The sequence below is a fragment of the Henriciella litoralis genome (assembly GCF_002088935.1).
Taxonomy (GTDB): Bacteria; Pseudomonadota; Alphaproteobacteria; order Caulobacterales; family Hyphomonadaceae; genus Henriciella; species Henriciella litoralis.
Genome location: NZ_NCSS01000006.1, coordinates 1,915,668 through 1,933,293, shown reverse-complemented (window position 1 = coordinate 1,933,293; position 17,626 = coordinate 1,915,668). Strand labels below are relative to the sequence as shown.

At 60.1% G+C, this 17,626-nt stretch carries 19 protein-coding genes; 9 read left to right on the top strand and 10 right to left on the bottom strand.

Going from position 1 to position 17,626, the window contains the following annotated elements; genetic code table 11:
* Positions 1-35 precede the first annotated feature (35 nt).
* The gene (locus B8783_RS12860) at positions 36-665 is read left to right on the top strand and encodes a TetR/AcrR family transcriptional regulator (RefSeq protein ID WP_139792365.1); all 630 of its coding nucleotides are present in this window, start codon (positions 36-38) and stop codon (positions 663-665) included.
* Here the strand turns inward: B8783_RS12860 and B8783_RS12855 are convergent.
* The 3 genes from B8783_RS12855 to B8783_RS12845 are packed head-to-tail and all read right to left on the bottom strand — an operon-like array spanning position 662 to position 3,427.
* Positions 662-1,711, bottom strand: coding sequence for a threonine aldolase family protein (locus tag B8783_RS12855; protein WP_233355779.1), 1,050 nt, complete (start codon positions 1,709-1,711; stop codon positions 662-664). The genes B8783_RS12860 and B8783_RS12855 overlap by 4 nt on opposite strands.
* Positions 1,684-2,451, bottom strand: coding sequence for an SDR family oxidoreductase (locus B8783_RS12850; protein ID WP_084420506.1), 768 nt, complete (start codon positions 2,449-2,451; stop codon positions 1,684-1,686). Before B8783_RS12850 ends, B8783_RS12855 begins: the two co-directional genes overlap by 28 nt.
* Entirely contained in the window at positions 2,438-3,427 is a 990-nt protein-coding gene (locus tag B8783_RS12845; protein ID WP_084420505.1) for a calcium/sodium antiporter, read from the bottom strand. The genes B8783_RS12850 and B8783_RS12845 overlap by 14 nt, the downstream gene beginning before the upstream one ends.
* A gap of 189 nt (positions 3,428-3,616) precedes the next feature.
* Here B8783_RS12845 and B8783_RS12840 point away from each other — a divergent pair, with 189 nt between their 5' ends.
* The gene (locus tag B8783_RS12840; RefSeq protein ID WP_084420504.1) at positions 3,617-4,075 is read left to right on the top strand and encodes an NUDIX domain-containing protein; all 459 of its coding nucleotides are present in this window, start codon (positions 3,617-3,619) and stop codon (positions 4,073-4,075) included.
* On the opposite strand, the gene B8783_RS12835 is transcribed toward B8783_RS12840, so the two are convergent.
* From B8783_RS12835 to B8783_RS12825, 3 genes are read right to left on the bottom strand one after another with little or no spacing between them, the layout of a single operon-like run.
* Positions 4,066-4,698: a CDP-alcohol phosphatidyltransferase family protein gene (locus B8783_RS12835; RefSeq protein WP_084420503.1), complete on the bottom strand. Its 633-nt coding sequence runs from the start codon at positions 4,696-4,698 to the stop codon at positions 4,066-4,068. The two genes, B8783_RS12840 and B8783_RS12835, sit on opposite strands and share 10 nt — an antisense overlap.
* Positions 4,699-4,704: 6 nt before the next feature.
* On the bottom strand, positions 4,705-6,594 hold the full coding sequence (gene uvrC / locus B8783_RS12830) for an excinuclease ABC subunit UvrC (protein WP_084420502.1): 1,890 nt from the start codon (positions 6,592-6,594) through the stop codon (positions 4,705-4,707).
* Between the two features lie 46 nt (positions 6,595-6,640).
* Positions 6,641-6,937 (bottom strand): hypothetical protein, encoded by a 297-nt coding sequence (locus B8783_RS12825; protein WP_084420501.1) that lies wholly within the window; start codon positions 6,935-6,937, stop codon positions 6,641-6,643.
* Positions 6,938-7,131: 194 nt separating this feature from the next.
* Here B8783_RS12825 and B8783_RS12820 point away from each other — a divergent pair, with 194 nt between their 5' ends.
* Together B8783_RS12820 and B8783_RS12815 are read left to right on the top strand one after the other, a co-directional pair.
* Positions 7,132-8,343, top strand: a complete 1,212-nt coding sequence (locus B8783_RS12820) for a pyridoxal phosphate-dependent aminotransferase (protein WP_084422094.1) — start codon at positions 7,132-7,134, stop codon at positions 8,341-8,343.
* 90 nt (positions 8,344-8,433) lie between these two features.
* Positions 8,434-8,898: a Dps family protein gene (locus B8783_RS12815; RefSeq protein ID WP_084420500.1), complete on the top strand. Its 465-nt coding sequence runs from the start codon at positions 8,434-8,436 to the stop codon at positions 8,896-8,898.
* 221 nt (positions 8,899-9,119) lie between these two features.
* Here B8783_RS12815 and B8783_RS12810 read toward each other — a convergent pair whose 3' ends face one another.
* Positions 9,120-10,034: a LysR family transcriptional regulator gene (locus B8783_RS12810; protein WP_084420499.1), complete on the bottom strand. Its 915-nt coding sequence runs from the start codon at positions 10,032-10,034 to the stop codon at positions 9,120-9,122.
* A gap of 74 nt (positions 10,035-10,108) precedes the next feature.
* Positions 10,109-10,726, bottom strand: a complete 618-nt coding sequence (locus B8783_RS12805) for a S24 family peptidase (protein ID WP_084420498.1) — start codon at positions 10,724-10,726, stop codon at positions 10,109-10,111.
* Between the two features lie 101 nt (positions 10,727-10,827).
* Here B8783_RS12805 and B8783_RS12800 point away from each other — a divergent pair, with 101 nt between their 5' ends.
* Both B8783_RS12800 and B8783_RS12795 read left to right on the top strand, forming a co-directional pair.
* On the top strand, positions 10,828-11,178 hold the full coding sequence (locus B8783_RS12800; RefSeq protein ID WP_139792364.1) for a DUF952 domain-containing protein: 351 nt from the start codon (positions 10,828-10,830) through the stop codon (positions 11,176-11,178).
* Complete coding sequence (locus B8783_RS12795; protein WP_084420497.1) at positions 11,179-12,294, top strand: quinone-dependent dihydroorotate dehydrogenase; 1,116 nt, start codon at positions 11,179-11,181, stop codon at positions 12,292-12,294.
* On the opposite strand, the gene B8783_RS12790 is transcribed toward B8783_RS12795, so the two are convergent.
* A complete protein-coding gene (locus B8783_RS12790) occupies positions 12,254-13,582 on the bottom strand; it encodes an MATE family efflux transporter (protein ID WP_084420496.1) in 1,329 nt (442 codons plus the stop codon). The genes B8783_RS12795 and B8783_RS12790 overlap by 41 nt on opposite strands.
* A 64-nt stretch (positions 13,583-13,646) precedes the next feature.
* Between B8783_RS12790 and B8783_RS12785 the strand changes: the two genes are divergently transcribed.
* The 3 genes from B8783_RS12785 (at position 13,647) to B8783_RS12775 (ending at position 16,658) form a co-directional block, all read left to right on the top strand.
* Complete coding sequence (locus B8783_RS12785) at positions 13,647-14,552, top strand: histone deacetylase family protein (RefSeq protein WP_084422092.1); 906 nt, start codon at positions 13,647-13,649, stop codon at positions 14,550-14,552.
* A 70-nt stretch (positions 14,553-14,622) separates the two neighbouring features.
* A complete protein-coding gene (locus B8783_RS12780; RefSeq protein ID WP_084420495.1) occupies positions 14,623-16,011 on the top strand; it encodes a hypothetical protein in 1,389 nt (462 codons plus the stop codon).
* A complete protein-coding gene (locus tag B8783_RS12775) occupies positions 16,008-16,658 on the top strand; it encodes a hypothetical protein (protein WP_084420494.1) in 651 nt (216 codons plus the stop codon). Before B8783_RS12780 ends, B8783_RS12775 begins: the two co-directional genes overlap by 4 nt.
* 1 nt (position 16,659) lies before the next feature.
* Here B8783_RS12775 and B8783_RS12770 read toward each other — a convergent pair whose 3' ends face one another.
* A complete protein-coding gene (locus tag B8783_RS12770; protein WP_084420493.1) occupies positions 16,660-17,598 on the bottom strand; it encodes a hypothetical protein in 939 nt (312 codons plus the stop codon).
* Positions 17,599-17,626 lie beyond the last annotated feature (28 nt).

Below are 17,626 nucleotides of genomic sequence, written 5' to 3'. Positions count from 1 at the left end.
CCGCGATGTCGTCAGCGAAAGCAGCAGGTATCTTCATGTCGCGACCCGCAGGCGTCCGGAACCAGGATTTCGAGGAAAAGCGGCATGCCCTACTCGAAAAAATAGCAGATTTTCTTCTCGATCCAGATGTAGACAGGCCCTCCCTGAGGCAGCTGGCGATCGCCGCTGAGGCTTCCGAGCCGACCTTGAGACACTATTTCGGCAATCGATCGGGCGTGGTCGTTGCCGTGCTTGAGATGTTGGCAGCGCGCGGAGCGCCGTTGCGCGAGGTGGTCAGCCAGCCGTGTCAGACCTGCGCCGACGCCGTGGACAGCTATATCGACTTCGTCGCGGTGATGCGCAAAGACCACAGATATGCCCAGCTGCATGCGATGGGCATTCGTGAAAGCCTGTCTGACGAAGACGTGCAGCAGGCTTATGTTGAGTATGTCGTGAAGCCAGGCGTTGACGCCGTCGCGTCCAAACTGGTGCGTAGTCCAGGCGGACCGGCAGATTATCAATCCGCCAGATATGCGGCGGCAATGCTGATTTCTGCGTCGACTTTTGCCGTGCTCCATCAGGAAGTGATCGGCGGTAAGAAATTCATGCCTATCGAAATAGATTCCTATCTCGCTCACGTGAAAAACTGGGTTGGCAACGGACTCGCAGGCTCGTCGGACTCCTAGTCGAGCGCTTGCGCCAGTTGCGATACTGTATCGGCTGGCGTGGCCCAGCTTGTGACGAGCCGGTAGCTGTCATCCAGCCAGGGATAGAAAGTCGCTTTCGCCCTGCGAAGCGCTTTGAGCGTCTCATCGCCGAGGCGAACGAATATCTCATTGCCTTCCACAGGATTGACCAGCGTTGTCTCCGGATCCCTGCACAACATGTTCGAAACCTGACGCGCGCGCTGGTTTGCCGTGCCGGCAAGTGTGAGCCATAGGTCATCCTTGAACAGAGCGAGCGCCTGGGCCGCCATATAGCGCATCTTGGGCGGCATGTGTCCTGACCGTTTGGCGCGGGCCTTAAGCTCTGGAAATTTGCTGCGGGCATCCCCGAACAGGACAATGATTTCGCAGCCAATCGCCCCCGTCTTTGTTAGCCCGAGGCATACCGCATCCATGCCTGCTTTCCAGGTCATCTCTGCGACCGTCGCTCCGGTCGAGGCGACGGCGTTGGCAAGACGTGCGCCATCCAGGTGAACGCTGAGACCGGCATCCCTGGCGAGCGAGGCATAGTGGCGAATGCGCTCGGCCGGATAGGCTGTGCCGGATTCGGTGAGGTTCGTCAGTGAGAGCACATGGGCTGGCGTTTCGTGCACGAAGTCATGATCGATCCGCGCGAGCGCCGCACGAAGGGCCGCCTCGTCGATTTGCGCGCCGTTGCCTTCCAGCAGCTGAAGCTTGCCGCCGCCGGTGAAGAATTCGGGGGCAGACCGCTCGTCGCGCGCGATATGCGCTTCAGCGTGGCAGAGGATCGCTCCCATGGGCGGGCAGAAGCAGGAGAGGACAAGCGCATTGGCCGCCGTGCCTGACGCGCAAAGCCAGAAATCGAAATCATCGGTTTCCAGCACGCGCGCCAGTTCTGGTCTTAAAATGGCGGTGATCTCATCATTGCCATAGCTCGACTGATTGCCCGAATTCACGTGGGCCATCGCTTCCAGGACGGCCGGATGGGCCGGGGCCGATGTGTCGGAAGAAAAGTCCATCAAATCTGCGTGTCCGGTGTCTGCCACATCAAGTGCTGTCCGCCATCTGCCGCGATCATCTGACCGGTGACGCTGTCAGCCTCGATGAGATAGCGCAGCGCGCGCACGATTTCTTCCGGGCGGGAGCCTTCCCCGGTCAGAGTTGCCCGTTTTTCGGCTTCAAACTCTTCATCGCTCTGATGGACGCTTTGCAGCGTTGGGCCGGGGCCGATGCCGTTGACGCGGATATTGGGCGCAAGGGCCTGCGCCAGCGTTTTCGTCGCCGTCAGCAGGGAGGCCTTGGACAGGGTGTAGGTGAAAAATTGCGGGTTCAGTTTCCAGACGCGCTGATCGATCAGGTTGACGATCAAGCCCTTGCTCTCTTTCGGCAAGGCATTCGCGAAGGCCTGAGACAGGGCGATTGGCGCACGCAGATTGGCGTCGAAATGATGATCCCATTGCTGGCGGTCATGATCGCGCGCGGTGTCGTCTTCAAAGGTTGAGGCGGAATTGACCAGCAGGGTCAATGGCCCGCCAAGCTTGTCCGCCGCCGCCGGGATGAGCGCTTTGAGGTCTTTTTCTTCGGTGAGGTCACCTTGAACGGTCACACCGCGCCCACCGGCCGCTTCGATGGCCGCGACTGTTTCTTCGGCTCCGGCGGCTGATGAGCGGTAATGCACCGCGACACTCCAGCCATCCTCACCAAGGGCTTCGGCGAGAGCCCGCCCGATCCGCTTGCCAGCGCCTGTGATCAATGCGCGTCGAGGGGAGAGGTTATGTTCGGCCAAACAGGGCCTCCGCTCCGGCTTGAAGGTTCCAGCCGGCGATCAGGCCGTAAATGTACAGGCCGTAAATGATCACCATGGCAAGCGCGGCCAACCGGGTTATCCGGCTTCTTGAGACCACAAATATGCCGAGACACAGCGCTGCTGCGCCCATTGCCCAATAATCATATTGCTTGAATGTCGGCGCGAGATCGACCGCGCCGAAGAAAGAGATGATCGCACCCGCGCCAAGCAGGTTGAAGATATTGGACCCGATAACATTCCCGATCACGACTTCACCGCGTCGGCGCAGCGCCGCCGCTATGCCGGCGCCGAGCTCTGGCAGGGAGGTCCCGACCGCCAGCAGTGTGAGGCCGATAATCTCTTCGGAAACATTATAGCTGCGCGCGATCCCGACGCCGCCCTCAACGATCAGATGCGCGCCAAGCGGGAGGCCAACAATCCCGACGATCAGGGAGACGCACATCATGAGCGTGCCGAGCGATTCAGCTTCATCCAGACCGACATCCACACCCTTGCGGATGGCATCGGAGGTCCACCAGACCATAAGGACTGAATAGACAATCAGGGTTGCGAGCAGGATGAGCCCGAACAGGGGCGTGAGCGGAAAGAAGGCTGTCCAGCCAATCCAGACCGCCGTGGCGGCGAGCATGAAGTAGAAGGAACGCCTCAGACCGAACTGTCGCGTGGCGAGCGGGACGAGAAAGGCAGGAACGGCAAGAACGAGCCAGATGTTCGCTATGTTCGAGCCGATAATATTGCCGAGCGCGAGTCCCTGGTCGCCTTGGCTCGCTGCGCTGATCGCAACGACCATCTCAGGCGCTGACGTGCCGAAGCCGACAATCAGGATACCGGCGACAAGCGGGGAAACACCGATGCGCCGTGCGAATGCGACGGCGCCATTGACGAGGAAGTCGCCGGCAAAGGCGAGGATGACGAGACCACCAATTAGGGCTGCAAGAAGTCCTATATCAGGCAAGGTTCAACCGTCGAATCCTAGTCGATGCGGCGATAGTCTATCAGGTTCAGAATGGCGAAAATGGCGACCGTTGCGCCGATAGCAAATACTGCAAACATGTCGATAGCTCTCCCAACTCCTTGCGTTGTCCGGCTTGATAGACTGTGTTGGCGGCTTTGGCGAGTGCCGTTTTCACAGAGTGTCTGGACCATGGGCAAAATTCGAAACCGTATATTCCATAGCTGGTTTCGTTTTAGCCGGCCAATGACGCTGGGCGTGCGTGGTCTGGTCGAGCGCGATGACGGCAAGATTCTGCTGGTGCGTCACACCTATACACGCGGCCTATATTTCCCTGGAGGCGGGGTTGAGAAGGCTGAAACCTGCTACACAGCGCTGACCCATGAGCTGGAAGAAGAAGCTGGCGTCAGGCTTACGGCGCAGGCCTCGCTAGTGGGCATCTATTCAAACCACCGCGTTTTTCCGAATGATCACGTGCTGCTTTACCGGGTGACGTCCTCTGACTGGACGTCTTGCGAGGCAACCAGCCGAGGGGAAATCAGTGAGATCGTCTGGGCAGACCCGCTCAATCCACCCGCAGACACCACGAAGGGCACGGCTCGGCGTCTGTTGGAAATTTATGCGGGCGGGCCGAATGACGGCTACTGGTAAGGCTCGTCTGACTTCTCAGATGCGCCGGCGACATAGTCCCAGGCGGTCATGACGGCGAGCGCGGCTGAGACCCAGACCATGAGAATACCGATCAGCAGAACGCCGCGCGTCAGCACCCAGACGGGTGAATAAGGGTCCGCATTGTGGGTGAGCTCGCTAATGGCGAGGCCGAACAGAATGGCGCCAATGCCCGAGAGGATGATGGCGGTTTTCCATTTGGCGGCGTTCGAGACCTTCATCGAGCCCGGATTGCCCATCGCTTCGCGCATGGCGGTGATCAGAACATCGCGGGCAATGATGGCGATGGCGGGGACGGTTATGATCCAGCTCCAGCGTTCCAGATGGCAAAGCGCGAGCAGGCTGGAGGCGGCGAGCAATTTGTCGGCAATTGGATCAAGCCGTGCGCCGAATGCAGATTCCGCGTTCAGGCCGCGCGCCAGCGCCCCGTCCACCCAGTCGCTGGCGGCGGCGATCACGAACAGCACAAATGGAAAGAACAGGCCAAGCGTCGCCGGGTCACCGGAACGTAGCTGGATGTCCAGATCGAGGATGGTATAGCCAACGAAAATTGCCAGCACGCAGCGGGCAATCGTCACGGCATTGGGCAGCCATTTGAGGCTCATAGTCGCCTATCCGCCATTGAAATGGCCATAAATTCGTTCTGCGAGGGCCCGGTTGATGCCTTCGACATTCTCAAGATCGACGAGTTTTGCACGTGAAACGCCTTTTGCCGAGCCGAAGTGGTGTAAAAGAGCCTTCTTTCGCGCCGGGCCGATCCCGTCAATCTGGTCGAGCGGTGAGGTTTTGATGTCCGCTGAACGTTTCGAGCGATGGGCGCCGATGGCCCAGCGGTGGGCTTCGTCGCGCAGGCGTTGCAGGTAATAGAGCACCGGCGTGTCGGGCGGCAGCTGGAATGGGGCGCGTCCTGGCCTGAAGAATTTCTCGCGGCCGGCATTGCGGTCTGGCCCCTTGGCGATCGAGACGAGGGTTACGTCATTCGGAGTGAGGCCGAGCTCCTCAAGGGTTTCCACCGTCGCGCTGAGCTGGCCGAGGCCGCCATCGATCAGGACAAGGTCTGGATAGGTCTCAAGCTCATTCATTGGGCGGCCGGCCTCATTTGTCTCCTTGATGAGACGGGCAAAGCGGCGGCGCATCACTTCCCGCATCATGCCGTAATCATCGCCCGGCTTGATGTCCTTGTCCTTGATGTTGAACTTCCGGTACTGGCCCTTGATGAAGCCTTCAGGTCCGGCGACGACCATGCCGCCCACCGCGTTTGAGCCCTGGATGTGGCTGTTATCGTAAACTTCGACGCGCTTGGGCGGGGCGGGCAGCTCCAGGGCTTTGGCGAGATCCTTCAGGAGGCGCTGCTGGCTCGCGCTTTCAGAGAGTTTGCGCGAGAGCGCTTCGGCCGCGTTTCGCGTGGCCTGGGCCACAAGTTCGCGTTTCTCACCGCGCTGAGGCGTGCGGATCTCGACGCGCCGGTCTGCTTTCAGCTCCAACGCTTCGCCGATGAGTTCGGCTTGTGATGGCTCCGTATTGGTCAGGATGAGGCGCGGGGGCGGGCGCTTGTCATAGAACTGGACGAGGAAGGCGGAGATGATTTCTTCCGGCCCTTCATCCTTTTCGTGGCGCGGGAAGTGGATCGTTGCGCCCCAGTTCTGTCCTGCCCGAATGAAGAAGACCTGCACCGCGGACTGGCCGCCTTCCATGGCGATGGCGAAGATATCGGCTTCCTCGATACCGTCCGGATTGACGTCCTGCTGCGCGCGCACATGCGCCAAGGCGCGGATGCGGTCCCGCAAGCTGGCGGCTCTTTCAAAGTTCATTTCCTCGGCGGCGGTTTCCATCTCGGCGGCGAGGCCCGCCTGCAGATCGACGCCCTTGCCGCGCAGGAAGTCAGCGGCCTGATTGGCAAGTTCGGTGTATTCCGCTTCGCTGACCAGCCCGACGCAAGGCGCAGAGCACCGCTTGATCTGGTGCAGCATGCAGGGGCGCTGACGAGCGGAAAATACGCTGTCCTCGCAGGTGCGCAGCAAGAATGCCTTTTGCAGTGTGTCGAGGGTGCGAGTGACGGAGCTCGCGCTGGCGAACGGTCCGAAATAGTCGCCGCGATCCTGTTTTGAACCGCGATATTTCAGGATTTGCGGATAGTCATGATCGCGGCGGATCAGGATGTAGGGGAAGGATTTGTCGTCGCGCAGAAGGATGTTGAAGCGCGGCTTCAGCGATTTGATGAGGCTGGCTTCGAGGAGCAGCGCCTCTGTCTCGCTCTCGGTGACGACGAATTCCATGCGGGCCGTGAGCGCGATCATCGCGGCGATGCGCTGCGTGTGTCCGCCGATGCGCGAATAGTTCGACACGCGGGCCTTCAGATTACGCGCCTTGCCGACATACAACACTTCATCATGCGTGCCGAACATCCGGTAGACGCCCGGTTTTGCAGGCAGGCGCTGCAGATTGTCCTTGATGACATCTACGCCGCGGCGGGCAGGTTTGCTGGAAGGAGTGTCGGCCATTGAGGCCAATCTAGTAGCTGCAGGCCGATACGCCTAGCTGGCGCGGTCAGATGTTGAACACAGACGACAGGAAGGCGCTGTTGCCGTCGAGAATCCAGCCAAGGCCGAAGGCAAACACAACGATCAGCAAAAGTGATGCGCCAAAATTGCGGCCCGCACTGTCCTCGCGCCGGGTCGACATTCTGACGATGAGGAACAGCAGCAACAGGATGAAGAAGGTCGCCAGGATGAGCCGCTCGCCGGGTTCCCGGTCGCCGAGCCAGACAAAGGCATCGTCAGCCATGGGGCCAAGCACACTGGTGACGCGCTCCCAGCCGATTTCAAGAATATTCCGGTCTGCCACCTGTTATCCCTCGGGCCTGTGAGCAAGCGGCGGAACCTGTCAGCAAGGTGCAAATCGATGATTAAGGAAGCCCGTGAAACTTAAACGAAGGGGTAGAAACAGGTGAGGATGTCGCAGCTTTGCGGTGCAGCATCTTGTCTGCGCGTTCGCGTCCTCCTATGCATGCGACTGAAATCCAACTGGAGTTAAAAGATATGGCATCCGACATCGTCCTCAGCCGCGCCGTGGAACGCGTACAGCCTTCTGCAACGATTGCTGTCACCACCAAAGCGAATGAGATGAAAGCTGCGGGGATTGATGTCATTGGCCTGGGCGCTGGCGAGCCGGACTTCGATACGCCCGATCACATCAAGGATGCGGCGATCAAGGCGATCCATGAGGGCAAGACCAAATACACGCCTGCGGATGGGATCCCGGAGCTGAAGAAAGCGATCTGCGCGAAGTTCAAGCGCGATAACGGCCTTGAGTACAAGCCATCGCAGATCAATGTCTCGCCGGGCGGCAAGACTGTGATCTTCAATGCCTTCATGGCGACGCTGAACCCCGGCGACGAAGTTATCGTGCCGGCGCCTTACTGGGTGAGCTATCCGGATATGGCGCGTCTGGCGGGCGGTGACCCGGTCTTCGTTCAGTGTGGGCCGAACTCGAATTACAAGCTTTCGCCAGAAGCGCTTGAGAAGGCGATTACGCCGAAGACCAAGTGGCTTGTCCTCAATTCACCATCCAATCCGACGGGCGCGGCCTACACCAAGGCTGAGCTTCGCGGGCTTGCCGATGTGCTGCTCAAGCATCCGCATGTCTGGGTGCTGACCGACGATATGTATGAGCACCTCGTCTATGATGATTTCGAATACTGGACGATCGCGCAGGTCGAGCCGGGCCTCTATGACCGCACGCTGACGATGAATGGTGTGTCCAAGGCCTATGCGATGACCGGCTGGCGGATTGGCTATGCCGGCGGGCCGGAGAAGCTCATCAACACGATGCGCAAGATCATGTCGCAATCGACCTCCAACCCATGTTCGATCAGCCAGTGGGCCAGCGTCGAAGCGTTGAATGGCGATCATAGCTTCCTGGCTGAGCGCAATGCCGTGTTCAAATCCCGCCGGGATATGGTCGTGGCCGCACTTAATGATTGCGAAGGCCTCAGCTGTGCGACACCGGAAGGCGCCTTCTATGTCTACCCAAGCTGCGCGGGCGTGATCGGCAAGACCTCGCCGAAAGGCACCAAGATCACTTCGGACAAGGATTTCGCGGCTGCCCTGCTGGAAGAAGAGCAAGTGGCCGTGGTGTTCGGTGAAGCGTTCGGCCTGTCGCCAGCTTTCCGGATTTCCTATGCCACCTCAACAGAAGCGCTCGAAGAGGCCATGACGCGCATCTCGAGGTTCTGTGCGGCGCTCAAATAGGTTTTCTCGATAGGTGGAGGGCCAATTATCAATTCGTTTCGATGAGATGTCCTCCCATCTATATAGGACAGGATAGAAGAGGAGATCGAAATGACTGTAGATATTGGACTGAATGAAGCCGAGCGCGAAGGGGCCATTGCGGCCTTGCGGAATGTGCTGGGCGAGACCTATGCGCTCTACTTCAAGACGCATGGCTATCACTGGAATGTGACCGGCCCACGCTTCAAGGCGCTGCATGACCTTTTCATGGAGCAGTATACCGAGCTTTGGCAGGCGCTTGATGAGCTCGCAGAGCGTATCCGGGCGCTGGGCGCTTTCGCGCCGGCATCGGGGGATGAAATTTCGTCCTATGCGACGATCAAGCCCGATAATGGGGTGCCAGACGCTGAGGACATGGTGAACAATCTTGTCCGCGGTCACGAGACCATCGCCAAGGTTGCCAAGGCTGGCGTCAAAGCGGCCGAAGCGGCAGACGATGCCGTTACGGCAGACCTGCTGACACAGCGTGCGGCCATAGCGGAGAAAACCGCCTGGATGTTGCGAGCCAGCCTGTAGGCGCCATCGCGTAAATCTCGACAATTAAAGAAAAAAAGCCCGGCAGCGAAGTTATCGCGCCGGGCTTATAAGTGGGTCCCTATTTGGAGGGAGGAAACGCACAATCGGAGGAGATTGGCAATCGCCGGGACCAAGGCTTGGTCTGGAGGTAAATGCTGCGAATGCGAAATGGAAGGCGCGATTCAGTAGCCAAGACATGCATTAATGCATGTCGCTATGGATCAGCTGGCACGAAGTTGCAGATTTTCGCGGCGAATCGCATCGACTTCATTGGTCAGGAAGTCCCGGAAGACAGCAATCCGCTTCGACCGTTTCAGGTCACTTGGGTAGATGAAGTAGAGGTCGAAGGTAGGGCCGGTATGGTCCGGTAACACTCTGACAAGGCGTGGAACGGAGCTGACCATATAGTCGGGCAGATCAGCGATGCCGACGCCGGCTTCAACGGCCCGCAGCATGGCCGGGACGTTTCGGACCTGGAGCGTGGCCTTGCGGGGCAGGGTGTCATCCCGGCCAACGCGCTGTGCCCAGCTCATGGCGTCGAGCGGCGTGTTTTCAGTGCCGTAGCCAATGATGCGGTGATTATCGAGGTCCTGCGGTGTGCGCGGGGTGCCGTGTTCCTTCAGATATTCCGGTGAGGCGTAGAGATTGGTCGCGACGGTGCCGAGCTTGCGCTGGATCAGGTCTGACTTGTCAGCGGCCCAAAGCCGGATGGCGCACTCGGCTTCCAGTTTCAGAAGGTCGTAGGTCTCACCATCGTCGAGGCGAAGATCGACCCGCATGCCCGGATTGGAATTGATGAAATTGCCAAGGCGCGGCACCAGCCAGGTTGAGCCGAACGCGACCGGGGCCGTCACCACAAGATCGCCCTGGGCAACATCTTGCTGGTCTCTCAGCGCCGCATTGGCGGTCTGTGCGGCTGAGGCCATGTCCATTGTGGATCTGTGAAGCGTGTGCCCGGAATCTGTGAGCACCAGGCCGCGCGCATGTCTCTGGAACAAGGAGACGCCGAGTTGTTCTTCAAGCGCCGATATCTGACGGGAAACAGCAGACTGCGAAATCCCCAGTCGCTCTCCGGCAGCTGTAAGGCTACCAGCTTCTGCGGCGGCATGAAAAGATTTCAGCTTATCCCAGTCCATAAGCTAACCGGATTGCACAGCATCTACCGCAAGGGCAAGCGTATAATGTGCTGCATATGCGAACAGGACCGAGCTTACTGACTGACCCACAGAATTCGGGCGAGCCAGAGAATTTCGGATGGTTTGAATGTGCGGGGTGGGTGTTCTGGATTGAGGGAGATCAACTCAACCTGCCGCTCTGTCTGCCGACCGAGCACCTTTGCCATGACTTCTCCCTCCACCGTCTTGGCGACAACGCGGTCTCCCTTGCGCAGCTGAGCGCCTGGCGCGACGATGATGCGATCCCCTTCCCGGTAGGCCGGCTCCATACTGTTGCCGCTGATTTCAAGTGCATAGACCGCTTCATCACCAAGGCCGGGAAAACGAACCTCGTCCCAGCTGCCGCCCACCGGAAACCCGCTATCGTCAAAAAAGCCATCAGCGCCTGCTTGCGCGAGGCCAATCAGGGGCGCTGTGGCCCCGCGGCGGCCTTCGATCAGGGCGGCAAAGTCATCCATGCCCGCCCCGACAGCCTCCAGCGCGCGGGCAATGCTCTCGGTTGAGGGCCAGCGCGGGCGGCCATCCTTGCTCTGACGTTTGGACGGGTTGAAGCTGGTCGGATCAAGCCCCGCGAGCCGGGCAAGCCCAGAGGCGCTCAGCCCGTTTTTCTCTGCCAGCTGGTCAATTCCACGCCAGACTTCGCCATGCCGCATTGCTGTGCCTCCGACAGTTGCAAGGCTTTCCTATCATGGGAAAATAAACCTAGCAACCATGTCGCCTTGCCCAGCTCACAAATCCCTGTTTGATGCCGGTCATGATGATCGAATCTTATGTCTACAAGATACTGGGGGCGGGCGATGATGCCCGGGCCCGTGAGCTTGGCCATACCGACACTGACCTCGATGCGCGCGACGGCTATGTCCATCTGTCGACGCGTGAGCAGGTGGGTGAGACGCTGGCGCTTCACTATGCCGGACAATCGGGGGTGCATCTCTATGAGTTTGTGCTGGAGCGCCTTGGTGGGAATGTGAAGTGGGAAGAATCGCGCGGCGGTCAGCTTTTCCCACATCTTTATGGTAATTTGCGCCTGGCTGACGCCAAACGACACTGGGCGCTTGAGGCGGATGCCAATGGCAATCCGGCCTTGCCTGCGGAGCTGAAATAGATGGCACTGACGGATATCGGGACGAAATTTCTGCGCAAGCTGCCGCCTGAAGCGGCGCATACGGCCACCATTCGCGCGCTCAAGGCCGGGATCGGGCTGCCAAGTGTCAGTCCGCTCCAATGGAATACACCGATCAAACTGCCGAATGCCGGGCTTAGCCTTTTCAATCCGGTCGGACTTGCCGCTGGCTTTGACAAGAATGCCGAGGTTTTCGAGCAGATGCTGCGCTTCGGCTTTGGCTTTGTCGAATGCGGGACAGTTACGCCGCGCCCGCAAGAGGGTAATCCGAAACCACGTCTCTTCCGGCTGGAAGAGGACGACGCGGTTATCAATCGCATGGGCTTCAATAATGACGGGCTTCGGGCGTTTACGGCCCGGTTCCGCAAGGCCGGAAACCGTCTTGCGCCAATCGGCGCGAATGTCGGGGCGAATAAGGACAGCGAAGACCGTATCGCCGATTATGAGGTCGGCATCGACGCGGTCTATCCCTATGCCCACTACATCACGATCAACATTTCATCGCCAAACACGCCGGGCCTGCGCGGCCTGCAGGATAAGGGCGCGCTTGAAGACCTGCTCGAGCGGTGCGGTGAAGCGCGAACAAAGGCGCAGACCGCCTATGGCGAGGAGCTGAAGGCGGACGGGCTCTTCGAACAGCTCGACGACTGGAAACCGGTCTTTCTGAAAGTCGCGCCCGATCTTGATGCGACGGCGATCGGCGACATTATCGAGGCTGTGCGCGGGCCGGGACATTGGCTGTCGGGCCTGATCATTTCCAATACCACGCTGGAGCGGCCGGAGACGCTGAAGAGCGAGTACAAGGGCGAAACGGGCGGGCTGTCTGGCGCGCCGCTGCTTGAGCGGTCAACGCGAGTGTTGCGGGAGTTTGCGTCCGAGATCATCGGTGAGTTTGATCTCATCGGGGCTGGCGGCATCTCAAGCGGGGCGGATGCCTATGCGAAGATCCGCGCCGGGGCGCATGCCGTGCAGCTCTACTCAGCGCTGGTCTATCATGGGCCGGGACTGGTGGCTGAGATCAATCGTGACTTGGCAATGCGTCTTGCCGCCGATGGCTTTACGGCGATTGAGCAGGCGGTCGGGGCGGATTTCCGCTAGCGCTGGCGAGCATTGAGGGCAGGTAGACGCCAAGCGCGCCAGCCCGCCAGATATACATGGACAGGAAGGCGAGCCAGACGCCGCCATTGCCGAGCCCTGGCTTCAATAAGAGGTCTGTCGCGACATAGAGGATGCAGGACAAGACGCCCGCATTACGAAGCGCCCGGCCTTGCGTCGCGCCGAGGAAGAAGCCGTCGAGCTGCCAGCAGGGCAGGCCGATTAGCGGGATGATCGCGCAATAAGGCAGATAAGTCAGCGCCACGCGCCGCGCATCAGGGTCGGCGACGAAACTGTCGATGACCCACCCGCCTCCCAGGAAATAGGCCGCAGAAATGATCGCCGCAAAGGCGAGTGCAATTTCTGTTGTGAGACGCATGGCTCGGATCAGCCGTGCCCGGTTGCGCGCGCCATAGGCTTCGCCAATCTCTTTTTCGGCAACGAAGGCAAAGCCATCGAGCACGAAGGCCGATACGCTGACGAACTGCAAGAGGACTTCATTGCCTGCGAGAATGCCTGTGCCGAGGCCTGCGCCGGAATTCACGAACCAGGCAAAGCAGAACAAGAGCGCCAATGTACGGATCAAGATATCCCGATTGGCATTGAGGAGCGCCATCAGGCGGGCTCGGTCGAAGAGGTCTTTTGACCGCTTCAGGCCACCGCGCACCAGAAACAGGCCAAAGGCGAGTGCGGTCCATTCGGCAATGGCTGTGCCAGCGCCGATCCCGGCTGGTCCCCAGTCAAGACCAGCGACGAACCAGATATCGAGGACGGCATTGGTGCCGTTCATCACGATCTGGAAGGCGAGCAGCTGACCGGTGCGTCCGGTTCCGAGCAGCCAGCCGGTAATGGCATAGCCCATCAGGACAGCTGGCGCGCCCCAGACGCGCGCATCGAAATAGGCGCGTGCCAGCGATTTGACTTCATCCCCGGCGGCAAAGGGCTCAAACACCAGAAGGCGCAATAGCGGTGAGAGGATGAGGATGGCGATGCCAAGTCCGCCGCCGAGCAACATGGCGCGCTGCAGAACTGACTGAACCTCGACGCGATCCTCAGCACCCGCCGCCTGCGCGGTGAGGCCGGTTGTCGACATGCGCAGGAAGCCGAACCCCCAGTAGAGGAAGTTCATCACGACGGCAGCAACGCCAACCGCGCCGAGATCGAACTTGGTGCCGTAAAGCCCCATGACGGCGGTGTCGACAACGCCGGTCGATGCAGTCGCCGCCTGCGCCAGCATCACGGGCAGGGCGAGCGACAGGACCTTTGTTCGGGTAAGGGGGATGGCCGTCATGCGCCTGCCTTATGCGGGCGCGCGGCGCTTGACAATCAGCGGTACGGCGACACTTCACAGAGCCATGCCGCTCCCGCTCGTTCACCACCCTGACTATGACGCCGACTCCGTGCCTGACGGGCACCGGTTTCCGATGCGCAAATACTCGCTGGTGGCTGAAATTCTGCGTGCACGCGGTGAGAGTTTCACCGTGCCGGCCCATGCGCGTGAAAGCTGGCTGCACCGGGCGCATGACCCAGGATATGTGTCGGCGGTGCTGACAAGCTCGGTCGACCGGAAGGCGGCCCGCCGGATCGGGTTTGAGATGACACCGGCTATCGCGGCGCGGACGCGGGCCTCGGTGGGGGGCACGTGTCTTGCGACGCGACTGGCCCTGGAGCATGGCGCGGCGGTTAATCTAGCAGGCGGTAGCCATCATGCAGACTATGAGGGCGGGGCGGGCTTCTGCGTGTTCAATGATGTGGCGGTGGCCGCGCAGATCGCGCTTGATGATGGGTTGGTGAGCCAGATCGCCGTGATCGATTGCGACGTTCATCATGGCGATGGAACGGCCCGTATCTTCGCTGCTGAGCCACGCGTTTTTACCTCGTCGCTCCATTGTGAGCAGAACTGGCCAAGGGATAAGCCGCCATCCGACCTTGATGTGGGGATTGAGCGGGGGAGCGGGGACGAAGCATATCTCGCCGCGCTAAAGACCATGATCGACGATGTGCTGGCGCGGGTGACGCCGCAGCTTGTCTTCTACAATGCTGGCGTCGATCCGCATGCAGATGACCGACTTGGCTTGCTGGAGCTCAGCGATGACGGGCTGCGCCAGCGCGATCAGCTTGTGGTCGATGCGTTCGCGTCTCACGGGATTCCGATTGTCGGCGTGTTGGGCGGGGGCTATTCCAGTGATGCAAGCGATGTTGCCATGCGACACACTTTCCTGGTCGATGCCCTGAAAACAATCGCGTCTTCAGGCGTTTGAGATGACTTGCGCTTCGACCGGCGATCCTTAACGATTGGTAAAAGCTCGCGCGGGCAGGGAGAGAATCTGAATGTTTGGTCTGGCCTGGAACGATTGGCGCTTGTGGCTGATTATCGCCGCACTCATCGTCCTGCTGTACATTGCGCGCCCGCAATTGCACCGCCTGATCCGGAGCATTTTCTTCGGCCTCTCTCATGTCTTCCGTTATGTGGCGCGCCGCCTGCAGCAGGCGGGCGACAATGTCTATCGCCGCTATATCGAGATCGTCGCCGCGCATACCGCTGAAGCGCTTGAACAGAAACTCGTTGGACAGGCGCGCCGCCTGGAAGCGCGCGCGCCGCGGATCGATCGGCGGATGAGCGCCATCGTTGATAGTCTCGAAACCAGCCGCGCCGAACTGGACGAGACGGTCGAAACCTTCCGGGCGATCGAGCTTGATGAGCGCACCATGGATACGGTCCGAACCAGTCTTGAGAGTGCGGGCGATAGCAAGGCGAAAACGAGGTACACGGCCGCAGCCGCCGATGTCCGCAGAGCCGTGAAGGAAGAAATCGCGCCGCTGCGCCCGCAACTGAACGCCTTGCGATCAGAGTTGAAACCGCTGGGGGAGAATACCGGCCGGTTGCGGGATCTCTCGGCGGAGCTTGAGCGGACAAGCAAGAAGTTCAATGAGAACCTTGCCCAGTTCGAAGCCTGTATCCACCCGGACTATGCCCATCGCCGGGATGCGGCGCAGCGCCAGTCCATCCTTATCCCATGGGTGCTGGCGCTCATCGTGATGACGGTCGCGTTGACCGGTGTGTTTCTGAACTTCTTCCTGATCCAGCGCCCGATGGCCGAGATTGTCGGCGATGATCTTCAGGTCCTCGGTCTGCCGCTGCCAACGGCCGCAGCGCTTGTCGTCATCTTTCTGGAGGCTGTCGCGGGGATCGTGCTGATGGATGCAGCTGGCGTCACAAAGCTCACCCAGATTGCGACGCTGCCGCGCCTGCCAAAGCGCATCCTGCTCTATGCGGCGATTGCATTCCTCGCCGCGTTTTCTGTGTTCGAGGCGTTGCTGGCGATCCAGCGTGAGGCGCTGATCGAGATCGACCAGCAGACAGCCCGCATGGCGCTCGGCGAGGATGCGGGCGCAGGCGATGATGCGTCGGGTGGGCTGTCGCTGACCATGTTGGCGCAGATGATCCTCGCTGTCCTGATCCCTTGGCTGCTGGCCATTGCGGCGATCCCGCTGGAGACTGTGATCCAGAATCTGGTCTTTATCCTGCGGCTTGTCGCGCATCAGCTGTTGATCTTTGCATCTTTCATTTTCGCGTTGCTCGCCAATGCTCTGAAAGCGCTCGGCCTGTTTTTTCTGCGCGTGTATGACCTCATCATTTTTCTGCCGCTTGCGATTGAGCAGATGGTGAAAAAGGTCTCCAGAAAAGACGAGTCCAAACCATCGGCAGAAGCGGCATGAGCTGGCGGCGTCTGACATCTGCGGTGTTGGCCACTTCCATGCTGGCCGGGTGCGGGGCGGTTACGTCCAATTCGCGCGCGGTTTTCATGCTGGTCGATGCGTCCGGCACCTATGCCAAGGAAGTGCCTGACGCCGTCGTGACGGCGAAACTGGTCACGTCTAAGCTCAATTCAAATGACTTGATCGCCTTTGGGCAGATCGGCTCGTGCAGCTTTACAGATGACAGCCTTATCGTGCGCACGACCTTGCCCGGCACACCGAGCCAGGCGGCCTATACCAAGCAAGACGTGTTCGGACGCCTCGATGCATATGGCGAGACGTTCGAGGCGACCTCGTGGACGGATATACGCGGGGGGCTGCGCTATGCGGCTGAAGAGCTCGCCCAGTCCGATCAGTCCGAAAAAATCATCGTGATCGTGTCTGATCTCGTCGAGGACGTTTCGCCCGCCTGTGACACCAGCCGCATTTCGCTGGACCTCGAAGGCGTAACGGTTGTGGCCACCAATGTGACCAAGCTGAGCAGTGAGGCGTCAAACCCGGATGCGTATTCTGACCGGCTCGCCATGTGGCAGGCCACGGTTGAGGATGCGGGCGGCACCTGGGTGCATGCCAATACGCGTGACCGGCTGCTGGAGAAGATATTCTAGCCTATTGATTGCCTGAGCGGGTCAGCCATTCGGCTGCGGCCGTGAGCGTATCGGTGTGGAAGTCCACGAGGTTGGCGATGCAATAGTCGACGGTCGGGCCGGAGGCTGGGTCTCTGTTCATCTGCGTCTTGTGTGCGTTAACCATCGGATTTGCTGCGGCAGTCGATGGCAATTCCCGTTCGATGGCGCTTTTGGCGAGGTTCAGCGCGAACTCAGCCTCATTATTGACCATCGTAATACGCCGGGTCTCGGTGGGATCCGTTGGTTTTTGGACCGCCCATCGGGCCATGGCTGCGTCGACTTCCGCGCCATAGACGAGATGACAGCTCATAGCGGCATCGAACAGGTTACTGAGGCGCGTGTCTGCGAAGACCGGAAAGCCCGCATGGCCCGCCCATGAGAGGCGGACGGGGCCGGTGGGGGAGGTTTGTTGGGTACTGGTGTCCGCCGCCAGCAAGTGTGAGGCGCCAGCGGCCTCGACGGCTTCGGCAGGAAGATTGCTCAGCGATAGCAATCCATTCGCCGCGCCAATTTCGTGGCCATAGGCGATCCAGCGCGCGGCCATAACGTCGTCGGGCTCGCCCCATTTGCCCCAATGATAGATCATGCCGAGCTCGACCGCATTGTCGCCATGGGTGCGCGCCGTTTCGGCGAGGATGTCATGCGCCTCTTTCCGCGTCGTTGGGCAGACGTCGTTGTAGAGACATTCTGAGGCGAGAACCCTCGCGGCCGTTGGGTGTCCAAGACGGGCGGTTTCGAGAATGATATCGCCTTGCGAGCCGTCCTGGCGAAAGTCCGCGACGGCCGCATCGAACTGGTCGCCGGAGATGCCGGCCCCGATGAGAGCGCGGCCATCGTCGCTGAGCTGCGCCGATGCCGGTGCGGCGAGTGCGAAACCGATGGCGGCCAACCCGGCCAAGGCTGATGCAGAAGTTTTCATGGCGTCCCCTAAACGTATCAAAGCCATA